This window comes from Nonomuraea sp. NPDC049714 (assembly GCF_044465295.1).
GTDB lineage: Bacteria > Actinomycetota > Actinomycetes > Streptosporangiales > Streptosporangiaceae > Nonomuraea.
Window position 1 is genome coordinate 124,119 of record NZ_JBITLM010000017.1, and the last position, 17,345, is coordinate 141,463.

General features: G+C 68.8%; 14 protein-coding genes. 3 read left to right on the forward strand and 11 right to left on the reverse strand.

Annotation, left to right across the window (positions count from 1 at the left end; genetic code table 11):
- Nucleotides 1-59: 59 nt before the first annotated feature.
- Nucleotides 60-929, reverse strand: a complete 870-nt coding sequence (locus ACIBQX_RS44625; protein ID WP_397015748.1) for a LysR substrate-binding domain-containing protein — start codon at nt 927-929, stop codon at nt 60-62.
- Between the two features lie 72 nt (nt 930-1,001).
- On the opposite strand from ACIBQX_RS44625, the gene dapA reads away from it, so the two are divergent.
- Entirely contained in the window at nt 1,002-1,880 is an 879-nt protein-coding gene (gene dapA / locus ACIBQX_RS44630) for a 4-hydroxy-tetrahydrodipicolinate synthase (RefSeq protein WP_397015750.1), read from the forward strand.
- On the opposite strand, the gene ACIBQX_RS44635 is transcribed toward dapA, so the two are convergent.
- A complete protein-coding gene (locus tag ACIBQX_RS44635) occupies nt 1,842-2,987 on the reverse strand; it encodes an FAD-dependent oxidoreductase (RefSeq protein ID WP_397015752.1) in 1,146 nt (381 codons plus the stop codon). The genes dapA and ACIBQX_RS44635 overlap by 39 nt on opposite strands.
- Nucleotides 2,988-3,071: 84 nt before the next feature.
- On the opposite strand from ACIBQX_RS44635, the gene ACIBQX_RS44640 reads away from it, so the two are divergent.
- Nucleotides 3,072-3,515 carry a MarR family winged helix-turn-helix transcriptional regulator gene (locus tag ACIBQX_RS44640; RefSeq protein ID WP_397015754.1) on the forward strand — a complete coding sequence of 148 codons (444 nt, stop codon included), beginning with the start codon at nt 3,072-3,074 and terminating at the stop codon, nt 3,513-3,515.
- Here the strand turns inward: ACIBQX_RS44640 and ACIBQX_RS44645 are convergent.
- Genes ACIBQX_RS44645 through ACIBQX_RS44655 form a run of 3 tightly spaced genes read right to left on the reverse strand, consistent with a single transcriptional unit; the run spans nt 3,510 to nt 11,003 of the window.
- A complete protein-coding gene (locus ACIBQX_RS44645) occupies nt 3,510-8,348 on the reverse strand; it encodes a DNA repair ATPase (RefSeq protein WP_397015756.1) in 4,839 nt (1,612 codons plus the stop codon). The two genes, ACIBQX_RS44640 and ACIBQX_RS44645, sit on opposite strands and share 6 nt — an antisense overlap.
- 4 nt (nt 8,349-8,352) lie before the next feature.
- Nucleotides 8,353-10,449, reverse strand: coding sequence for a flotillin family protein (locus ACIBQX_RS44650; RefSeq protein WP_397015758.1), 2,097 nt, complete (start codon nt 10,447-10,449; stop codon nt 8,353-8,355).
- Nucleotides 10,449-11,003, reverse strand: a complete 555-nt coding sequence (locus ACIBQX_RS44655) for a hypothetical protein (protein WP_397015760.1) — start codon at nt 11,001-11,003, stop codon at nt 10,449-10,451. The genes ACIBQX_RS44650 and ACIBQX_RS44655 overlap by 1 nt, the downstream gene beginning before the upstream one ends.
- A gap of 131 nt (nt 11,004-11,134) precedes the next feature.
- Here ACIBQX_RS44655 and ACIBQX_RS44660 point away from each other — a divergent pair, with 131 nt between their 5' ends.
- Nucleotides 11,135-12,061 carry an NADP-dependent oxidoreductase gene (locus ACIBQX_RS44660; protein ID WP_397015762.1) on the forward strand — a complete coding sequence of 309 codons (927 nt, stop codon included), beginning with the start codon at nt 11,135-11,137 and terminating at the stop codon, nt 12,059-12,061.
- Nucleotides 12,062-12,101: 40 nt separating this feature from the next.
- On the opposite strand, the gene ACIBQX_RS44665 is transcribed toward ACIBQX_RS44660, so the two are convergent.
- The 6 genes from ACIBQX_RS44665 to ACIBQX_RS44690 all read right to left on the reverse strand — a co-directional run bounded on the left by ACIBQX_RS44665 (nt 12,102) and on the right by ACIBQX_RS44690 (nt 16,866).
- Nucleotides 12,102-13,019 (reverse strand): aminoglycoside phosphotransferase family protein, encoded by a 918-nt coding sequence (locus tag ACIBQX_RS44665; RefSeq protein ID WP_397015764.1) that lies wholly within the window; start codon nt 13,017-13,019, stop codon nt 12,102-12,104.
- A gap of 302 nt (nt 13,020-13,321) precedes the next feature.
- A complete protein-coding gene (gene tgmC / locus ACIBQX_RS44670) occupies nt 13,322-14,455 on the reverse strand; it encodes an ATP-grasp peptide maturase system methyltransferase (RefSeq protein ID WP_397015766.1) in 1,134 nt (377 codons plus the stop codon).
- Nucleotides 14,452-15,426, reverse strand: a complete 975-nt coding sequence (gene tgmB, locus ACIBQX_RS44675; RefSeq protein ID WP_397015768.1) for an ATP-grasp ribosomal peptide maturase — start codon at nt 15,424-15,426, stop codon at nt 14,452-14,454. The genes tgmC and tgmB overlap by 4 nt, the downstream gene beginning before the upstream one ends.
- The gene (locus ACIBQX_RS44680) at nt 15,426-15,590 is read right to left on the reverse strand and encodes a putative ATP-grasp-modified RiPP (RefSeq protein WP_397015980.1); all 165 of its coding nucleotides are present in this window, start codon (nt 15,588-15,590) and stop codon (nt 15,426-15,428) included. The genes tgmB and ACIBQX_RS44680 overlap by 1 nt, the downstream gene beginning before the upstream one ends.
- A gap of 240 nt (nt 15,591-15,830) precedes the next feature.
- On the reverse strand, nt 15,831-16,055 hold the full coding sequence (locus ACIBQX_RS44685; RefSeq protein WP_397015770.1) for a DUF397 domain-containing protein: 225 nt from the start codon (nt 16,053-16,055) through the stop codon (nt 15,831-15,833).
- Entirely contained in the window at nt 16,042-16,866 is an 825-nt protein-coding gene (locus ACIBQX_RS44690) for a Scr1 family TA system antitoxin-like transcriptional regulator (RefSeq protein WP_397015772.1), read from the reverse strand. The genes ACIBQX_RS44685 and ACIBQX_RS44690 overlap by 14 nt, the downstream gene beginning before the upstream one ends.
- Between the last annotated feature and the right edge of the window lie 479 nt (nt 16,867-17,345).

Consider the following 17,345-nt stretch of genomic DNA (forward strand, 5'->3'; position numbering starts at 1 on the left):
CCAGCCTCCTAAGTAAGATTCCATCTTAGTAAGAACCAATCTTACTAAGATGGATCCGACTAGACCGGCAACAACCTGATCGCCGATCGGAACGCCGCCACGGCCGCCCTGATCGCCGGGTGCTCGCCGTACCCCCGTCTGAAGGCCGCCAGCGTGCGGCGGCTCAGGGGGAGCCGGGTGAGACGGACCTCGGGGGGCGGGGCGAGGGCGGCGAGGCGGGGGACGAGGGCGACGCCGTGGCCGGCGGCGGCGAAGGCGAGGACGGTGTCGAAGTCGTCGAGGTGGTGGCGGACGAGTGGGTCGAAACCGGCTGCCTGACAGGCCCTGATCGTCATGGTGTAGCAGAGGGTGCCCGGTTTGGCGGCGATCCACGGGTCGCCGGACGCCGCGGCGATCGAGGCGCGGTTCGTGAGGTAGATCGGCTCGCTGAACAGCGGCTCGGTCTCCAGTGACGGGTCGGTGACCGGGGGCACGAAGTCGTACTCGTGCACCAGGGCCACGTCGAGCTCACCCGCGCCGAGGGCGGCCGAGACGTCGGCGGGGTCGATCTCGGCGAGCATCGGCACCAGGCCGGGGTGGGCGCGGGTCAGGTCGGCGAGCGCCGGCGGCAGCAGGACGCGGGCCGCCGTCGGGAACGCGCCGATGCGGAGCGGCCCCGAGAGGCCGCCGCGGACGGCGGCGAGCGCGGCGGAGGCGCGTTCGAGCTGTTCCAGTACGGCCTGCGCGTGCTCGACCAGCAGGTGGCCGGCGGGGGTGAGGGCGACGGTGCGGCCGGTGCGCTCCAGCAGCGGCACGCCCGCCTCCTTCTCCAGCGCGCTGAGCTGCTGCGAGACCGCCGACGGGGTGAAGGCGACGGCTTCGGCGACGGCGGCGATCGTGCCGCGCCGGGACAGCTCGCGCAGCAGATGCAGCTTGCGTGGATCCAGCATAAGGAGAGCTTACGCTGGACCCCAGAAATGGTCGCTGGACCTAATGGGTTCGGGCACGGCACTCTCGAAGACATGCTGACAGGACTCCATGTACCGCTGATCACGCCGTTCACCTCCACCGGCGAGGTGGCCGCCGAGGCGATCGAGAAGCTCGCCGAGCACGTCCTCGACCAGGGCGCTTCGGGGCTGGTGGCGCTGGGGACGACCGGTGAGGTCGCGGCGCTGAGCGCGGCGGAGCGCGCCCGGGTGATCGAGGTCTGCGCGCGGGTCTGCGGGGCGCGCGGTGTGCCGCTGACGGTGGGCGTCACCGGGAACGACACCCGGACGACGGCCGAGGCGCTCAAGGGCCTGCCCGAGCGCGTCGCGGCGGCGCTGGTGACGGTGCCGTACTTCCTGCGGCCCGGTGAGCGCGGCGTCGTCGCGCACTTCGAGGCGCTGGCGGAGGAGACGCCGGTGCCGCTGGTGATCTACCACATTCCCTACCGGACCGGTCAGACGGTGAGCGCCGCGACGCTGCGCCACCTGGGCGGCCACCCGATGATCGCCGGGGTGAAGTACGCCGCCGGCGGCATCGACCAGGACGCCATCGACCTGCTCGGCGACCTGCCCGACGGCTTCGAGGTGCTGGGCGGCGACGACGCGGTCATCTCGCCGCTGCTCGCGCTCGGCGCGTCGGGCGCCATCCTGGCCTCCGCGCACCTGGCCACCGACCGCTTCGCCGAGCTGGTCGACGCGTGGCGGGCGGGGGACGTGGCGCGCGCCAGGGCGCTGGGGCACCGGCTCGCCAGGCTGTCGGCCGCGCTGTTCGCCGAGCCGAACCCGACGGTCGTCAAGGGCGTCCTGCACGCCCGGGGCCTGATCCCCACCCCCGACGTCCGGCTGCCGCTGCTCCCCGCGAGCGAGCAGGCCATCTCACAGGCTGACCTGGTGGCGGTACATCCAGGCCAGTGACTCCTGGCTCGCGCTCCTCTTCAGGAAGTACGGCATCAGCGCGTCCCGGAAGACCCGGGCCACCGGGCCCGCCGCCTTGCTGTTGCTGATCGTCCTGGCGTAGGCGACCACCCGTTCGACCCGGCCCCGGCGCTCGCTCTCGAACAGCCGGAACGCGGCGCGGTGGTCGCCCGCGTCGCGCAGGCACCTGGCCAGCACGACGGCGTCCTCGATGGCCAGCGAGGCGCCCTGGCCCGAGCTGGGCGAGGTGGCGTGCGCGGCGTCGCCGGTCAGCAGCACCCTGCCGCGATGCCAGGTGGGCAGGGGCGGCAGGTCGTGGATCGGCAGCATCGGCCCGAGCTCGGCGCGGCGGACGAGGTCGGCCGAGAAGTTCGCGTCGGACTCGAACGCCTCGGCCAGGACCGGCCGCCAGTCGGCGGGCACGTCCCCGAGCTCGCGGGGCAGGTTGGCGAACCACCAGGTCTCGCCCGACTCGGCCACCGTGTAGCCGAAGAACGCCCGCTTACCGAAGACCAGGTGGTAGACGCCGGGCTCGCCGGTGAAGTCCTGGTCCCGCACGATGCCGCCACCGCTGTAGAGGCCCGCGTACCGGGGCTCGGGCGCGGTGGGGTCGAGCAACCGGCGGGTGCGCGAGTGCACGCCGTCGGCGGCGATCAGCAGGTCGCCGGTGGCCTCGCCGCCGTCCTCGAACCTGGCCGTCACCCGGTCGCCGGTGTCCTCGAAGGAGACCATGCGGCGGCCGTACGAGATCGTGATCCCGCGCCGGACGGCCTCCTCGCGGACGATCCGATGGAGGTCGGCGCGCAGGATGGTGTGGCTCACCGTGCCGTCGTCGAGCGCCAGGCCGTTGGAGACCGCGCCCAGGCGCTTGCCGGTGCCGCTCCACATGACCAGGTCCGGGGTGGGGATGCCCGCGCGCAGCACCTCGCGGTGGGCGTCCAGTGCGCGCAGCGCGTCGAGGCCGTTGGAGGCGACGTTGAGGAACGCGCCCACGCCGTCGGCCGACGCGCCGTACGCCTCGAAGATCTCGGCGTCGACGCCGACCTCACGCAGCGCCATCGCGATGGCGGGACCGCCGATGCCGCACCCTATGACCAGAGCCTTCATCGTGCTAACCTTTCGTTCGATCGAACGAAATATATGTCGAAGGGAACGCTCGTGTCCAGAGATATTTCGGATCACCGAAAGACATTGCTGGATGAGCTGACCCTGGCCGGGCGGGACAACAGCAACGCGGCCGTGATGTACCACACCGCCATGGGCGAGCGGATGGGCCTCGGTGCGAGCGAGGAGAAGACCCTTGACCTGCTGCAGCGCCTCGGCCCGCTGACCGCCGGCGAGCTCTCCCGGCACACCGGCCTGGCCCCCGCCTCGGTCAGCGGCCTGATCGACCGGCTGGAGAGCAAGTGGCTGGTACGGCGGGTCCGGCACGAGAAGGATCGCCGGCGCGTCATCGTGGAGATCAACCACGAGCGGATGACCGGCTTCGGCGAGCTGTTCGAGCCGCTGGTCAGCGGGCTCGCCGAGCTCTACGCCGGCTACTCCGACCAGGAGCTGGAGACGATCCTCGACTTCCTCAGGCGGGCCACCGCCGTCCAGCGCGCGGCCACCGCGAAGCTGACCGAGGGATCATGACCCCCTGATGGCCGAGCCGACCTCGCGGACCTGGTCGGCCAGCAGCCCGAGGGCGCCGACCGCCCTGGTCATCGGGTCGTCCTCGCTGCCGCCCAGCGCCTTGTCCCGCAGGTAGGCGGCCTTGATCTCCGTCCAGCGAGCCCGCTGTTCGGGGGTCAGGCGGCCGCGGAGTTCGGCGAGCTTGAGCAGGTTAGCCTCGGCGTCCGTGGTGAGGGTCTGCGCCTCGCCCAGGTAGTGATCGTCGATCATCGCTTCGAGCTCCGCCTCGTTCATCGCGGGGACGATGCGCTCGGCCAGCTTGTTCATGTTGCGGTACGAGCCCTGCAGCCGGTACGGCGGCTCGGTGCGGGCGGCGTCCGACTGCGCGGCCGAGGCGATGTAGGCCCGGTTGTTGGCCAGGACCACCTCCTGCACCCGCACCAGCTTGCGCAGCACGCTCAGGATCTGCTCCAGCTCCGGCCCCGAGTAGGGGTGGCCGAGCTGGTCGGGCCTGACGGCCTGGTCGCCCTTGGCCAGGCGGACCAGCAGCTCCACGTCGGACCGGTCGCGAGCCGACAGCGGCGCGAGCACCGGGTTGGAGGTGAGGGCGTTGTCCACGTAACTCAGCGCGAACTGCTCCTCCCTGCCCGACAGCACGTCGCCCAGGTTCCACACGTCGGCACGGTTGGCGAGCATGTCCGGGATGCGGAAGCGCTGCCCCGACTCGGTGTACGGGTTGCCCGCCATGCACACGGCGAACCTCTTTCCGCGCAGGTCGTAGGTCCGGGTGCGGCCGTTCCAGACACCCTCGATGCGGCGCTGCGCGTCACACAGCGAGATGAACTTCTGCAGCAGCTCGGGCGAGGTGTGCTGGATGTCGTCCAGGTACAGCAGCGTGTTGCCGCCGCTCTCCAGCGCGAAGGAGATCTTCTCCACCTCCTGCCGGGCCGTGGCGTTCGGCGCCTCCGCCGGGTCCAGCGACGTCACCCCGTGTCCCAGCGCCGGCCCGTTGACCTTGACGAACATCAGCCCCAGGCGGCTGGCCACGTACTCCATCAGCGTCGTCTTGCCGTAGCCGGGCGGCGAGATGAGCAGCAGCAGCCCCATCTGGTCCGTCCGCTTCCCGTCGCCGGCGGCCCCGAGCTGCTTGGCCAGGTTGTCGCCGATCAGCGGCAGGTAGACCTCGTCCAGCAGCCGGTTGCGCACGAACGCGCTCATCACCTTGGGCTTGTACTCCTCCAGCCGCAGCCTGGCCCGCTCGGCCGCGACGAGCTCGCCGCGCCGCTTCTGGTAGGCCCGGTAGGCCGGCACCCGCTCGGCCGCGAACCGCCTGGTCCGGGTCAGCATCTCGTCCAGCCGGATCTCCAGCTTCCGGTCCGCGATCCGCGGGTGCGCGCCCAGCAGCCCCTCCACGGTCGCGGAGACGGACGCGCTGGAGTCGTGCCGGGGCAGGTCGCAAAGCTGCAGCGCGATGGCCTCGGGCAGCTCGGGCCCCTGGTGGAAGGCGCCGATCCAGGCCTGGGCGAGCTGCACCCGCTCCGGCAGCGCGACGGCCTTGAGATCCTCCTCGAACTCCCTGACCTTGGCCGGCCCCAGCTGCCGCTGGAACCCCTCCACCAGCTCCCGCGCGGCCTTGCTGGTCACGAACCCGTCGGGCTTGCCGGCGAGCTCCTCGACGAGATACTCCCCGGCGATCGCCGCCACGCCGCCCGCGTCCGGCCGGCCGATGGTGCCGAGGAACGCGTCGATCAGCGCGCCGAGCTCCGCGGCCAGCGCCGCGAGCGCGGGCGTGGCCCCGAAGACGGTCCTGGCCCGGCCGAGCGACCCGGCGCGGGTGGCGAATGTTTTACGTGAAACCTCCTGCATCCCGTACGTCCAGAACAGCTGGGCGGCGGCCCGCGCCTCCGCCGGGTAGCGCAGCAGGCCCGCGCCCTCACGCAGCCGGAGCAGGGTGTCCAGGATGGCGGCGGCGTCATGGTCGTGCACGCCGCGCTCGTAACCCTCGTCGTAGCGCTCCTGCGCGGCTCGCCGTACCAGCTCGGGCAGGTCGGTACCGGGGACGGCGGTCTCCAGGAGTGAGGCCGCCAGGTGCTCGGCGCGGTAGACCTCGGCGGTCTCCGAGACGAGGAGCTGGTCCCAGAAAGGGCGGGTGTCGGCGAAGGAGGCGGGAGCGGGGGAGCGGTAGTCGGTGCCGGTGATGGCGAAGTTCATCGTCACGCCGTCACCGTCCGGGCTCCGCTGCGGCACCAGCGTCAGGTCGATCGGCTGGGTGTTGACGGCGAAGCGGTGACGGCCGAGCCGGATACTCTCCCCGTCGTCGGTGAACAGGTCCAGGCGGTCGCGCAGGGCGCGCCCGGCCTCCTGCTGCGCCGCCTTGACCCGGCCCTCCAGCTCCTCGGCCCGTACGGAGTCGCCCAGGTCGCGCAGCTCGGCCGAGACGGATCGGAGCTTGGCCACCATGGGGTCGGTGGCGAAGTAGGTGTTGACCTCGTCGAGCGAGCCCAGCGTGGAAAGCCTTCTGGTGATGCTGCCGAGAGTCCGTTCGGCGGAGGTGAACAGCCGGTCGGCGCGCTGGGCGAGTGCGTCGAGCTGTGCCTGCTTGCGGGCGGAGAAGGCCTCGTAGACGTCGTCGCGCTTGGCGTTGAGCCGGTCGGCGAAGTCGTCGAACTCGCCGAAGCGGGACTCCAGGTTCTCCACCTGGATCATCAGCCGGCCGAGCTGCTCGTCGCACTTGGCAGGCGTGTCGGCGACGGCCAGCGCGCCGGTGATGGCCTGGCCGAGCAGCGCGAACTCGGCCGCGAACGCGGCCCTGCCCTCGGCGCCGAGCAGCTCGCGCCGGCGCCCGTCCAGCAGCGCCCGCGCCCGGTTGACGCCGCCCAGCACCTCGGCGATGCGGCCGAGGACGGAGGTGCGTACGGTGGCGTCGGCGATGTCCAGCGAGCCGACCACCTCGGTGACGACGTCGAGCCCCTCCGCCTGCGTGGTCAGCCGCTCGCTGACCGGGGCGGCCTCGGCCACGGTGGTGATCGCGGACGCCTGCGCGGCGAGCTCCTCCACGGCCGCGTGGTAGCCGGTGAACGCTTCGGGCCGTTCCAGGAACGCGATCGCCCGCCGGCCCGCCGAGGTGACCTCCTCGGTCAGGGCGGTGGCGAGCCCGTCCAGCCGGGCGAGATCGACATAGCGGATCTCGCGCAGCGTCACCAGGTGGCCCTGGGCCCTGCGCAGGGTGGCCAGCAGGGTGACCCAGGCGTCGGCCGTCGACGGGGACTCGCCCTTGGACCGGCGCAGCAGCTGGGTGATCTCCTCGGCGGCCTCCTCCAGCGTGCCGGCGGCCCGGCGGGTGAGCTCCGCCACGCTCTCGTACTCGTCGAGCACCTGCTCGGCGGTGGCGCGCACGTCGGCGAGCGGCCCGCGCAGACCGTGCTCGCCGAGCCAGTGGTAGCTGTCGAAGGTGCGCGTGCAGGTGGCGATCAGCGCCTCGAACGTGGCCGCCGACGGCGCCATCTCCTCGATCATGCGGGACACCGACAGGCAGTCGGAGATGCCGCGCACCAGCTCGGCGTTGCCGATGCGCTCCAGCGGCCCGGTGCCGGTCGGCTGCGCGGCTGCGTAGGTGTCGGAGACGTACGGCGTCTGCCACACCTGCATGGGATGCACCCGCGTCGGCTCCTCGGAGGTGGCGCGGAAGACCACCATCGTGCCGTCGTCGAACAGCGAGAAGCCGTGGCAGACGATGGGGTTGGCCACCTCCTTCCTGATCACGTTGTACGGCAGCAGCAGCGAGCGTCCGTCACCCCTGGCGTGGAAGACGTAGAGCACGTCCTCGCCGTTGGGGGAGCGGACGACCCGCTCGAACTCCAGGTCGCTGACGTCGGTGTCGAACGTCTTGCTGACCCCCGTGGCCAGGTAGTAGCCACCGGGGAAGATCAGCCCCTGATCCTCCGGCAGCCGCCGGCAGGCCTGGCCGATGCCGTCGAGCCTGGTCACGGCCTTGGTGCGGATGTTGAAGACCAGGTGCCGCCACTCGGTCTCCTTGTACGGCCTGATCCGCATGAGGATGAGCGGGCCGACGCGGGCGTACTCGACGTCGGCGTCGGCCAGGCTCTGCAGCTTCTCGGCGACGGGCTCGCTGTAGATGCCCGCACCGGACTCGGTGTTGTTCTCGATCTTGATGGTGAGGTCGCCGCCGACGGTCTCGACGAAGACCTCATCCTCGATGGAGATGTGCGGGTGGCGGCCGAGGACGTGGTCGTCGCGGTTGCTGGGGGTCCACTCGAAGTCGTGGGAGGACGGGAAGACGTGGTCCCGCTCCCCCCGACTGTCCTGATATTTCATGACCCCGGTGGGGCTGACCGTCCAGCGGAGGACCCGGATGTCGGCCGGGCCCGTCTGGAAGACGGCCAGCAGCTTGCCCTCCACCCGCCTGAGCTGCGCGAGACTGGTCTCCTTGTAGTAGCGGTAGAGCTCGGAGAAGTCCTTCCTGAAGGCCGGGTCGTCCAGAGCCGGCAGCGTCTCGGCGTCGAACCTGAAGGCGTCGCCCTCCCGGGTGAAGCGGTGCACGGCGAACACGTCGGCCACCGTGGTCTCCGGCTTGAGCCCGATGAAGACGTTGTAGCCGAACAGCATGACGTCGCCCACGGAGACGATGTCCCTGGGGACGCAGTTGTTCTCCGTGCGGATCCGTTCGGTGCCCAGCAGCCGCAGCTCGGCACCGCCGAAGACCGTCAGGCGCTGCGCGTTGACGGCCTCGGCCGCCTTCGACAGCTCCCGGGCCTGGGCGCCGAGCCGGTTCCTGAGCACCTCGTACGTGCCGGCCTCAAGGCTTGTGGTCTTGACCTGAGCGTTATCGAGCACGCTGTCAGACCTTCGCGGGGACCAGCGCCGTCACCGACGAGTCCGCCACGCCGAGGCGGCGGGCGGTGTCCAGCAACTCGCCCAGCGGGCCGGAGTCCGGTCCGCCCTGCTGGATGAGCCGCATGAGCAGTGCCGACACGGTGAGGTTCTTCAGGTCCTCGGTGCTGACCCCGCTGACCACGCCGGCGAGGTCCTGCATCAGACTGGCGGACCCGTTCAGGTACGGCGCGGTCAGGGACTTGGCCACGCCGGAGTGCTCGACGAACCCGTCGACCACCTTGCCCGCGGTGATCGAGCCCACCACCTTGTCGAAGAACATCGTGTCGCCGCCGACGATGTCGATGTTCGCCTTGGCCAGGCCGGCGGCCAGCACGCTCGCCTGCGCCTCCGCCACCTGGCGGGACACGTCGATCTGCTTGATCCGCACTTCCTTGTCGGTCTCCAGCCGCAGGCGGTACTCCTCGTGCGCCCGGCTGGCGTCGTCCAGCGCCGCCATCGCGGCCGCCTTCTCCGTCAGACCCTCGGCCTCGGCCTTGAGCTTCTCGCCGATCGCGGCGGCGGCGGCCAGGGCCATCGCCTGCTCGCCCTCGGCCTCCGCCTTGAGCCGGTCGCCCTGCACGAGGGCCATCGCCCGCGCGCCTTCCGCCTCGGCCTTGAGCTTCTCGCCCAGCGCCATCGCCTCCGCGTGGCCGACCTTCTCGATCGCCTCCGCGCCCCGCTCCCTGACCTGCGCCTCAGCCAGCCCGGCCGCGGCGGTCTCCGCCTGCACGCCCTCGGCCAGCCGGATCTTCGCCCTGGCGTCCAGCTCGGCGGCCTGCTGCCTGGCCTCGGCGAGCACCAGCTCCTCGCGGGCCTTGAACTTCGAGGCGGCCTCGGCTGCCTCGGCCGCCTTGATGCCCTTGACCAGATTCTCCTGCGCCTCGGCCTCGGCGGCGATGATCACCGCCTGGCGGGTGCGCTCGGCCTCCTCGACCACGCGCAGCCGCTTGATTGCCTCCTCCTGCTCGGCCACCGTCTTGTCCACCGCGATGCGCTCGCGCACCACCTCGGCGATCGACCGCTTCTCGGTCTCGACCTCCTTGTCCTTGGAGATGCGCGACAGCTCGGTCTCCCGCTCGCGGGCGATGACCTCCAGCATGCGGTCCTTCTCGATCCGCTCGGACTCGATCGCGATCACTCGCTCGCGGTTCTTCTCCGCCACGGCCACCTCACGGGCCCGGTTCTCCTGCTGTACGCCGAGCTGCTCGTCGGTCTTGATGTTGGCCGCCGTCGCCCGCAGCCGCTCCTCGGCCTGCACGCGGGCGATCTCCGCCTCCTCGCGGGCCCGCATGGTCTGGATCTCGCGCTTCTGCTTGGCCTCGGCGTCGGCCTGACGCCGCTCCAGCTCCAGGATGGCCTCGCGGGCGTCCACGTTCTGGCGGGTGATCTCCTTCTCCTCGGTGCGCTGGAACTCGTTCGTGCGCACGTGCTCGATCGCCGTCAGCTCGGTGATCTTACGGATGCCCTGGGCGTCGAGGATGTTGCTCTTGTCGAGCGACGTCAGCGAGGTCTGCTCCAGGTAGTCGATGGCCGCGTCCTCCAGGCTGTAGCCGTTGAGGTCGGTGCCGATGAGCCGGATGATCTCGTCACGGAACTCGTCCCGCTTGGTGTAGAGGTCCACGAAGTCGAGCTGCTTGCCGGCGGTCTTGAGCGCCTCGGAGAACTTGGCGTTGAACAGCTCCTGCAACGTCGACTCGTCGCTGGCCCGCACGGTCCCGATGGCCTGGGCGACCTTGATGACGTCCTCGGCGGTCTTGTTGACCCGGACGAAGAAAGTGATCTTGATGTCGGCCCGGATGTTGTCCATGCAGATCAGCCCTTCGCGGCCGGTCCGCTCGATCTCGATGGTCTTCACCGAGATGTCCATGGTCTCGGCCCGGTGCACCACAGGGAGGACGATGGCGCCGGTGAACGTCACGTCCACCTTGTTGACCTTCGAAATGATCAGCGCCTTTCCCTGTTCGACCTTTCTGAACAGGCGGCTGATGACGACGAGGAGACCGATGACGACGACGAGGACAACAGCGAGGAAAATCGCGAAACCGGTGGAGATGACACCCATCAGAGCTCACTTTCGTAAGGCATGACCCAGAAGAACTCGCCGTCTGCGTCGTATTCGAAGATCAAGGCGTTGTCGCCGCGCGCGAGGTGATCCTGGCCGGTCGTCCTCACCTGGACGACGGCGGAGGAGCCGTCGGCGGCGGTGACCTCGGCCTGGCCGAAGTCGTGTGTCGCCTGCCCGGTGCGGATCACGCACATCCGGCCGACGAAGTCCCCGCGCGAGGGAAGGCGCTCCTTGGCGAGCAGCCGCCGCAGCGGGCTGAGCAGCGCACGGGTGCCCAGCCAGCCGCCCGCGAGGGCGACGGCCGGTACGGCGAGGAGCAGGGATCCCGGCACGAACCGGCTGCCGATCAGGCTCAGCAGCCAGGCCATCGCGATCAGCAGGGAGAGCGAGACCCCGGCCGGCACGCCGCCGAGTCCGAGCCACGGCGCGTCGGGGCCGTCAAGGCCGAACAGGCCGGTGATGACCACGGCCCAATATCCGACGACCACGATCAGCGGAAAGCTGAAAAAGACCGTCGGAAAGCTCATCGCGACGTGCAGGAACTCGCTCAATACTCGGTGCCCCGTCCCCCGGTGCCTGTCCGTGTCGGACTATATCTAGATAAAGGGCGGCTAAAGAAGAAAGTTCCCGAATGGTTAGACGGCTTGACCTCAACCGCCCTTGAGGAAGCAGGCTGGGCCGCATGAGCGAAGAGATGATGCGGGCCGCGGCGTTCGCCGCCTTCGGCGGTCCCGAAGTGTTGCGGGTGATGGAGCTGCCGGCCCCACAGGCAGGACCCGGCCAGGTGCGTGTGCAGGTCAGGACGGCGGGCGTACAGCCCTTCGACGCCGCTGTGCGCGGCGGCTGGACCCCGCCCGGCCTGACCGGCGGCCTGCCGCGCATTCCCGGCAACGAGTTCGCCGGCGTGGTGGACCAGGTGGGCGAGGACGTGACCGGGGTGCCGCTCGGGGCGGAGGTGCTCGGCTTCTCGGTGCTGAACAGTTACGCCGAGTACATCGTGGTGGATGCCGGGGACGTGACCGCCAGGCCCGCCGGGCTGCCCTGGGAGGTGGCGGGCGGGCTGACCGCCGGCGTGCAGACGGCCGAGATCGCGCTCGACGGGCTGGCCGTGGGGCCGGGCGACACGCTGCTCGTGCACGCCGCCGCCGGCTCCGTCGGCACCGCCGCCGTGCAGATCGCCAGGATGCGCGGCGCCACCGTGATCGGCACCGCCCGCGAGGAGAACCACGACTACCTGTGGGACCTCGGCGCGACCCCCGTGGCGTACGGCGATGGCCTGGCCGACCGGGTGCGCGCCCTGGCGCCCGACGGGGTGCACGCCGCGCTCGACGGCGCGGGCGGGCACGCGCTGGAGGTCTCGCTGGAGCTGGTCAAGGACCCCGATCGGATCCTGACGCTGGTCGAGCACGGCAAGGCCGCCGCCCTGGGCGTACGGACCACCCAGGGAGTCCGTACGGCGGAGCGCCTGGGCCGCTACGCGGACCTGTACGCCACCGGGAAGCTCAAGTTCCCGGTACGCAGGACGTACGAGCTGGACAGCGCGGCGGACGCGCACAGGGAGATCGAGGCCCGCCACGGCAGCGGCAAGATCGTCCTCCGGATCGGCTGAGAGGCCCGCCTCCAGGTCGGCTGAGAGGCCCGTTCCCGGCCTACTGGCGGTGGGTCATCGCCTCGGCGATCGCCAGCTGGATCTCGTCGAGGCCCGGCTCGCCGTCCTCGATGCTCCACAGCGAGTTCTGCAGCGCCCGGCCCAGGGTCCACCCGGCCGCCCGCTGCCGATCGAGGCCGAGCAGGTCGACCATGAGGTCGAAGCGCCGCAGCACCGCCCGCCGCACGTCCCCGGTGGCGACCACGTCGTCCCACCGGTTGTCCAGCGCGGGCATGAGGTCGAACCCCGGGTCGCCGGCCAGCGGCTTGGGGTCGATGCTCAGCCACGGCTCCCGTTCCCCGGCCAGCACGTTGTCGTAGTGCAGGTCCCAGTGCAGGAGCCGGTCGCCGGGCTCGGACACCAGCTCGCCGACCGCGCCCGCGCACACCCGCAACCAATGCCGCTCGCGCTCGTCCCCCAGCGCGGCCAGCGCCTTCGGCACGTCGTCCAGCATGTCCTGGGCGATCTCCCCCAACCGGCGCGGCATCTCGGGCGGCGCGGGCACGGCCACCAGCCGGCCGAGCAGCCCGGTGAGGATCTCCAGCGCCTCCATGTCGTCAGGCAGCACCGACAGCGGCCGACCGGCGTCCAGCCGTTCCAGCAGCAGGGCGCCGGTGCCGGGATCCTCGTCGAGCAGCAGCACGGACGCGTCTCCGGCCCAGGCGCGCAGTCCAGGCCCCTCGGTCGCGTTCTCGTCCGTGACGGGCTGCAGCTTCAGCGCCGCAGGCGTGCCGTCGGCCCGCACCACCGGCAGCACCAGCGACACGACCCCGTGCCGCGCCTCCCCGTCGAGCCGCAGCTCCCACTCCTCCAGATAACGCTCCGCCAGCGCGGGCAACCCCGCCGACCAGGCCCGCCCCGCCTCCCCTTGCTGCCGCACATGGTTCGCTGTCAACGCCGGGGGCACCACGATCGTCATCGCCCCAGTCTCTGCCAGACCACCCACCGCACGCGACGCAGTTTCAGCAGCGTCTATGTAGATGCCATCTACGTAGATCGCATCTACATACATGGCGTCTACCGGTGGCCGGCTTCTAGTGGTGCCAGGGGTACGGGGACCAGTCGGGCTCGCGCTTGTCCAGGAACGAGTCGCGGCCTTCGGCTGTAGGCCAGGCGGGTCGCCTCACCGGCGAACACCCGCTGCCCCACCTGGCTTCAGGCAGGTAGGTTCCACGACGGTCCGTCGGGGTCGCCCAGCCACACCCGCTGCCCCACCTGGCTTCAGGCAGGTAGGTTCCACGACGGTCCGTCGGGGTCGCCCAGCCACACCCGCTGCTTTTCGGGCGTCACGGTCAGGCCGAAGGCGGACTGGTGCGGCTGACCGGCTTCCCGCCACAGCAGAACGGCGTCTTCGACGGCGTCCCACAGCTTGACCGGGCCATGCTGATGAGCTGTCCAGCCGCCTGTGGACTGCGGCTCGACCACGGCGCGTGAACCGGCATCGACATCGATCAGGAAGGTCGTGTCGTTCTCGCCCCAGACGCATTGGGCCTGTGGCACGGCGAGCTGAGCGACCCACAGAGCCGCTTGGTCGTCCAGAGCCGACGGATCGATTCTGGTCTCGCGTACGTCTCCAACGCCTCTGACCAACGGCGGGAGCGGGGGAGGCAGGTGAGAGCGGGCGGTCATGAAGGACAGATCGTCTTTCAGAAAGCGGCCACTCGCGGTGCCGTCGCCCGCCACAGTGAGATGCGCGAACGCCACCCCACCCATCCATCCCCGCATCGGGGCTGTGATGGTGCCGCCTTCGCGGACCTGCTGCGGCCACGCGAGCGGGATCGTGCGAACGGAACATGTTGCGATGAGCCGATCGTATTCAGCGTTGTCGGCGTATCCGTACAGCCCGTCTCCGACCACCAACGTCGGGGTGTAACCCGCCTTGAGGATCGCGTCACGAGCCCGGACGGCTACCACCGGGTCGTACTCGATCGAAGTGATCGTGTCGCTGCCGAGCCGCTGACACATCAGCGACGTCGAGTAGCCCGTGCCCGTGCCGATCTCCAGAACCTTGTCACCCTCGCCGATCCGGGCGGCCTCCAGCATCCGCACAACCAGGCCGGGCAAGGTCGATGACGACGACGGCCGTCCTGTCACGAGCTCCGAGGCGTCTTCAGCCATGACGCCGCCCACCTGCGTCACCCAGGTCTCGTTGGCGTAGACCAGGGCAAGCCATTCGCCTTCGCCCGTGTCGGCACAGCGCATCGGGGCCCATAGGTCGTCTCGGCCTTTGTGGGGCAGGTATATGGCATCACCCAGAAACCGTTCGCGGGGCACTATTTCCAGCGCCTTGCGCCAGTCGGCAGAACCTATGGTGTTCGCCAGTTCGAGGTGGAGCCCAGCGGCTGTGTCCGTCATGGCCACCATCCTTCCAGCAGTACGTCCGCGAAGGCATGCGCTATCGCGTCGCAGTCCGGCAGCCATCCCCATTGGCCATTCGGGTTACATTCGATGAACGTCCAGATTGCTCCCGCCCTGCTCTCTTCGATGGCGAAATCGAAACAACCGAACTCCAGGCCGAAGTGTGCGAGGTAGGTGTATAGAGCCTGCCTAATCGCTTGTGGCACTTCGATGGGCTCGTGGACCAGTTCACGCCAATCTCCGCGTCTCCAATCAAGCGCGCCATCGGGAGCGGTGATCCTGCTCGCGAACACCTTCCGGCCTACCACGGTCACTCTCGCGTCAGCGGTCTTCTGAATCTCCTTCTGAAACAGGTGAGCGGTTACCGACAATGACCCGTTCAGATCATCTGCACTGATCCGCTGCGTCCATATGGCGCCCACCTGGCAGCCCGCGCCCGGCGGAACCCCTCGGAACGACTTGTAGATGATGTGTTCGTGTTCAAGAGCGAATTTCCGGGCGGCGTCGAGATCGTTGGTGACCAGCGTCTCAGGAATCTTCATCCCTGCTCGCACAGCCACCTGCAACTGCGCGACCTTGAAGTCCGCTCCTTCGGTGGCGGCGGGATGGTTGACGTAACGGCAGTTCGGCAGGGTCCTCAGCAGCCCTCTGAGCCCATGGCGAGCCTCGGTGATCACGAACTGCCGTACCTGTTCGTCAGCGGCGTCACTACGCCAAGGGCTGGGGCGCCGGTAGTAGGTGGCCCCGATCTCCTCCAGGGAGACGTCACGGCTTGGCGTGAGAAGTCTGCCACCCCACGAGTCACGACCGTTACCGATATGGGCACTGAATGTCAGCGCAGTACCGATGTCGGCGGGATCGACGCGTACCACTCGCACTTCGCGCTCGATCAGGACTCTTATGACCATGTTGGCCGTCTCGTCAATCAATGACGTGACAACCAACACAGCGGTCGGCGTTGGCGCCATCAGTCGTTGCTGTCGTCCGCGACCTTGGGCGAGTTGGCCGAGCCGTCACTGCCACCCTGCGACGTGGTTACCGTTCCGCGCTGCATGTCCACGATCGCACCACCGGCGTCATGGAAGTGGGTGAGCTGCGTTTCGGGATCGAACGTGATCGTGGCGTATTCCAGGGGGGGCGACTGAGCAAGGCGGGGCCATACGACTCAAGCCCCACGGCCGCACTGTCTGAATTGGCGTCATGGCCATCGAGGTGTTCCTTCCGCTGGGGAGCCTTTCTCCCTTGACGCTACGGAGCCATCAAGGGATTGGGAAGGAAACCAGAGCCGTCTGTAACCGTACGGACACTCTTTGTGGTGAAGGAGGGAAGGGCGGAGGCCCCTGTAGTGATGAGGACCTCTTGTCTTGAGTGGTCAGATGTCGAACTCGCCGAGTTTCGCACCGCCCACGAAGGCGCGGAAGACGCCCCCACGCAAGAGCAGCGGCTCAACGTTCGGCTGCTCGGAGTCCCTGATGGCGTATCGATCGCCACTCAGCTTGGCCACATAGAGACAGTCGCCTCCGCTGGAGCCGGAAAGTGTGGATTTCGTCCATTCTGCGGCATCCAGCTCGACGCGCAGCTCATCAGTGATTCTCATACCTTGCCGCCACCTCACGTACTAGTCGCTCGCTCACGTGTATGGGATGGGCCCATTTATGGATCGCGTCGTATCTGAGATTAACCTTTCGTACCGTCTCCTCGCGATCCGATACAGAGCCCTGTGCGGCGTCTTCAAGGGAGATGTGGTCCGGCATGCCGGCGCCCTTGGCCAGGGCGAAGCCGCCGAGTAGACCCGGCGTGGCGCCCACGCTGAGAGGGACGATCTGTATCGAGACGAAGGGGGTGGCCATCATCGTGAGCAGATGCTCAAGCTGCTCCCGCATCACGTCGGTGCCTCCGATGGGGCGGATCAGGGCGCACTCGTCCAGCAGCGCCCAGTACATGGGCGGCTCCTCGCGCTCGAACACCCTCTGCCGATGAAGTCGTGTAGCGACGGTCTCCTCGATCCAGGCGTGGGTGACTCCTGGCTCAGCACCGAGAATCGCTCGTGCGTAGGCCGGCGTCTGTAGAAGCCCCGGAATGACCAGGGGTTGCCATGTACGGATCGTGTGAGCGTTCTCCTCCACTTTGGGCCACTCTCTGAACCACTTCGGAGTCGACACAACCGTGGCGCTTGACAGCAGACGAAGCAGTTCCCCGCCCAGATTCAGGACAGTTTCCGCCGAGAGGGTGAAATTTCTGGTCGGCTTTCGCTTACCTCGCTCAATCAGGCCGATCAAGCTTTCGCTGCACGGGATCAACGACCCCATGGCCGCCTGGGATAGGCCGGCCGCCATCCGGGCTTCCCTCAATGCCGCACCGTACGGGTTGCCCTCGTTCGGGGATGGAGCCTGTTCATCCGCCGACATGCCGCGCTCCTCCAATTGCTCCGAACAGCTTTCCCGAATACCGCACAGACAAGGCGTACAGCGGTTGTCTGGATACGGACAGTCGCTTGGTAGATACCAAGTAGCTGGGAGGGAGCACTCTGGGAATGCTTCTCGGGGAAACTGGCAGACCATCCGGACAGGTCCTCATCATCCTGTCCGGATCAAGAGACGGATATTCCCGAGTTCTTGTTGCGGCGGAGGCCGCATTTTCGGATACAGACAAGGTCGGTGATACTCGATGGCTCACGAACTATGGGAGAAAATGACCGAAGAGTCCCATACGGACCCCACCCGGGAGCCGATCAGCGACGTCATCGCGGCCAAGCACGACAAAACTCTCGCGAAACTGCGTAATCTGCTTATCCAGCGCGGAATACGTACCTACATCGTCGAATATCTCAAGCTCACTCTTAAGCCATCAACCTGGCCCGCACCTCCAGAAAGCACGCAACATCGCT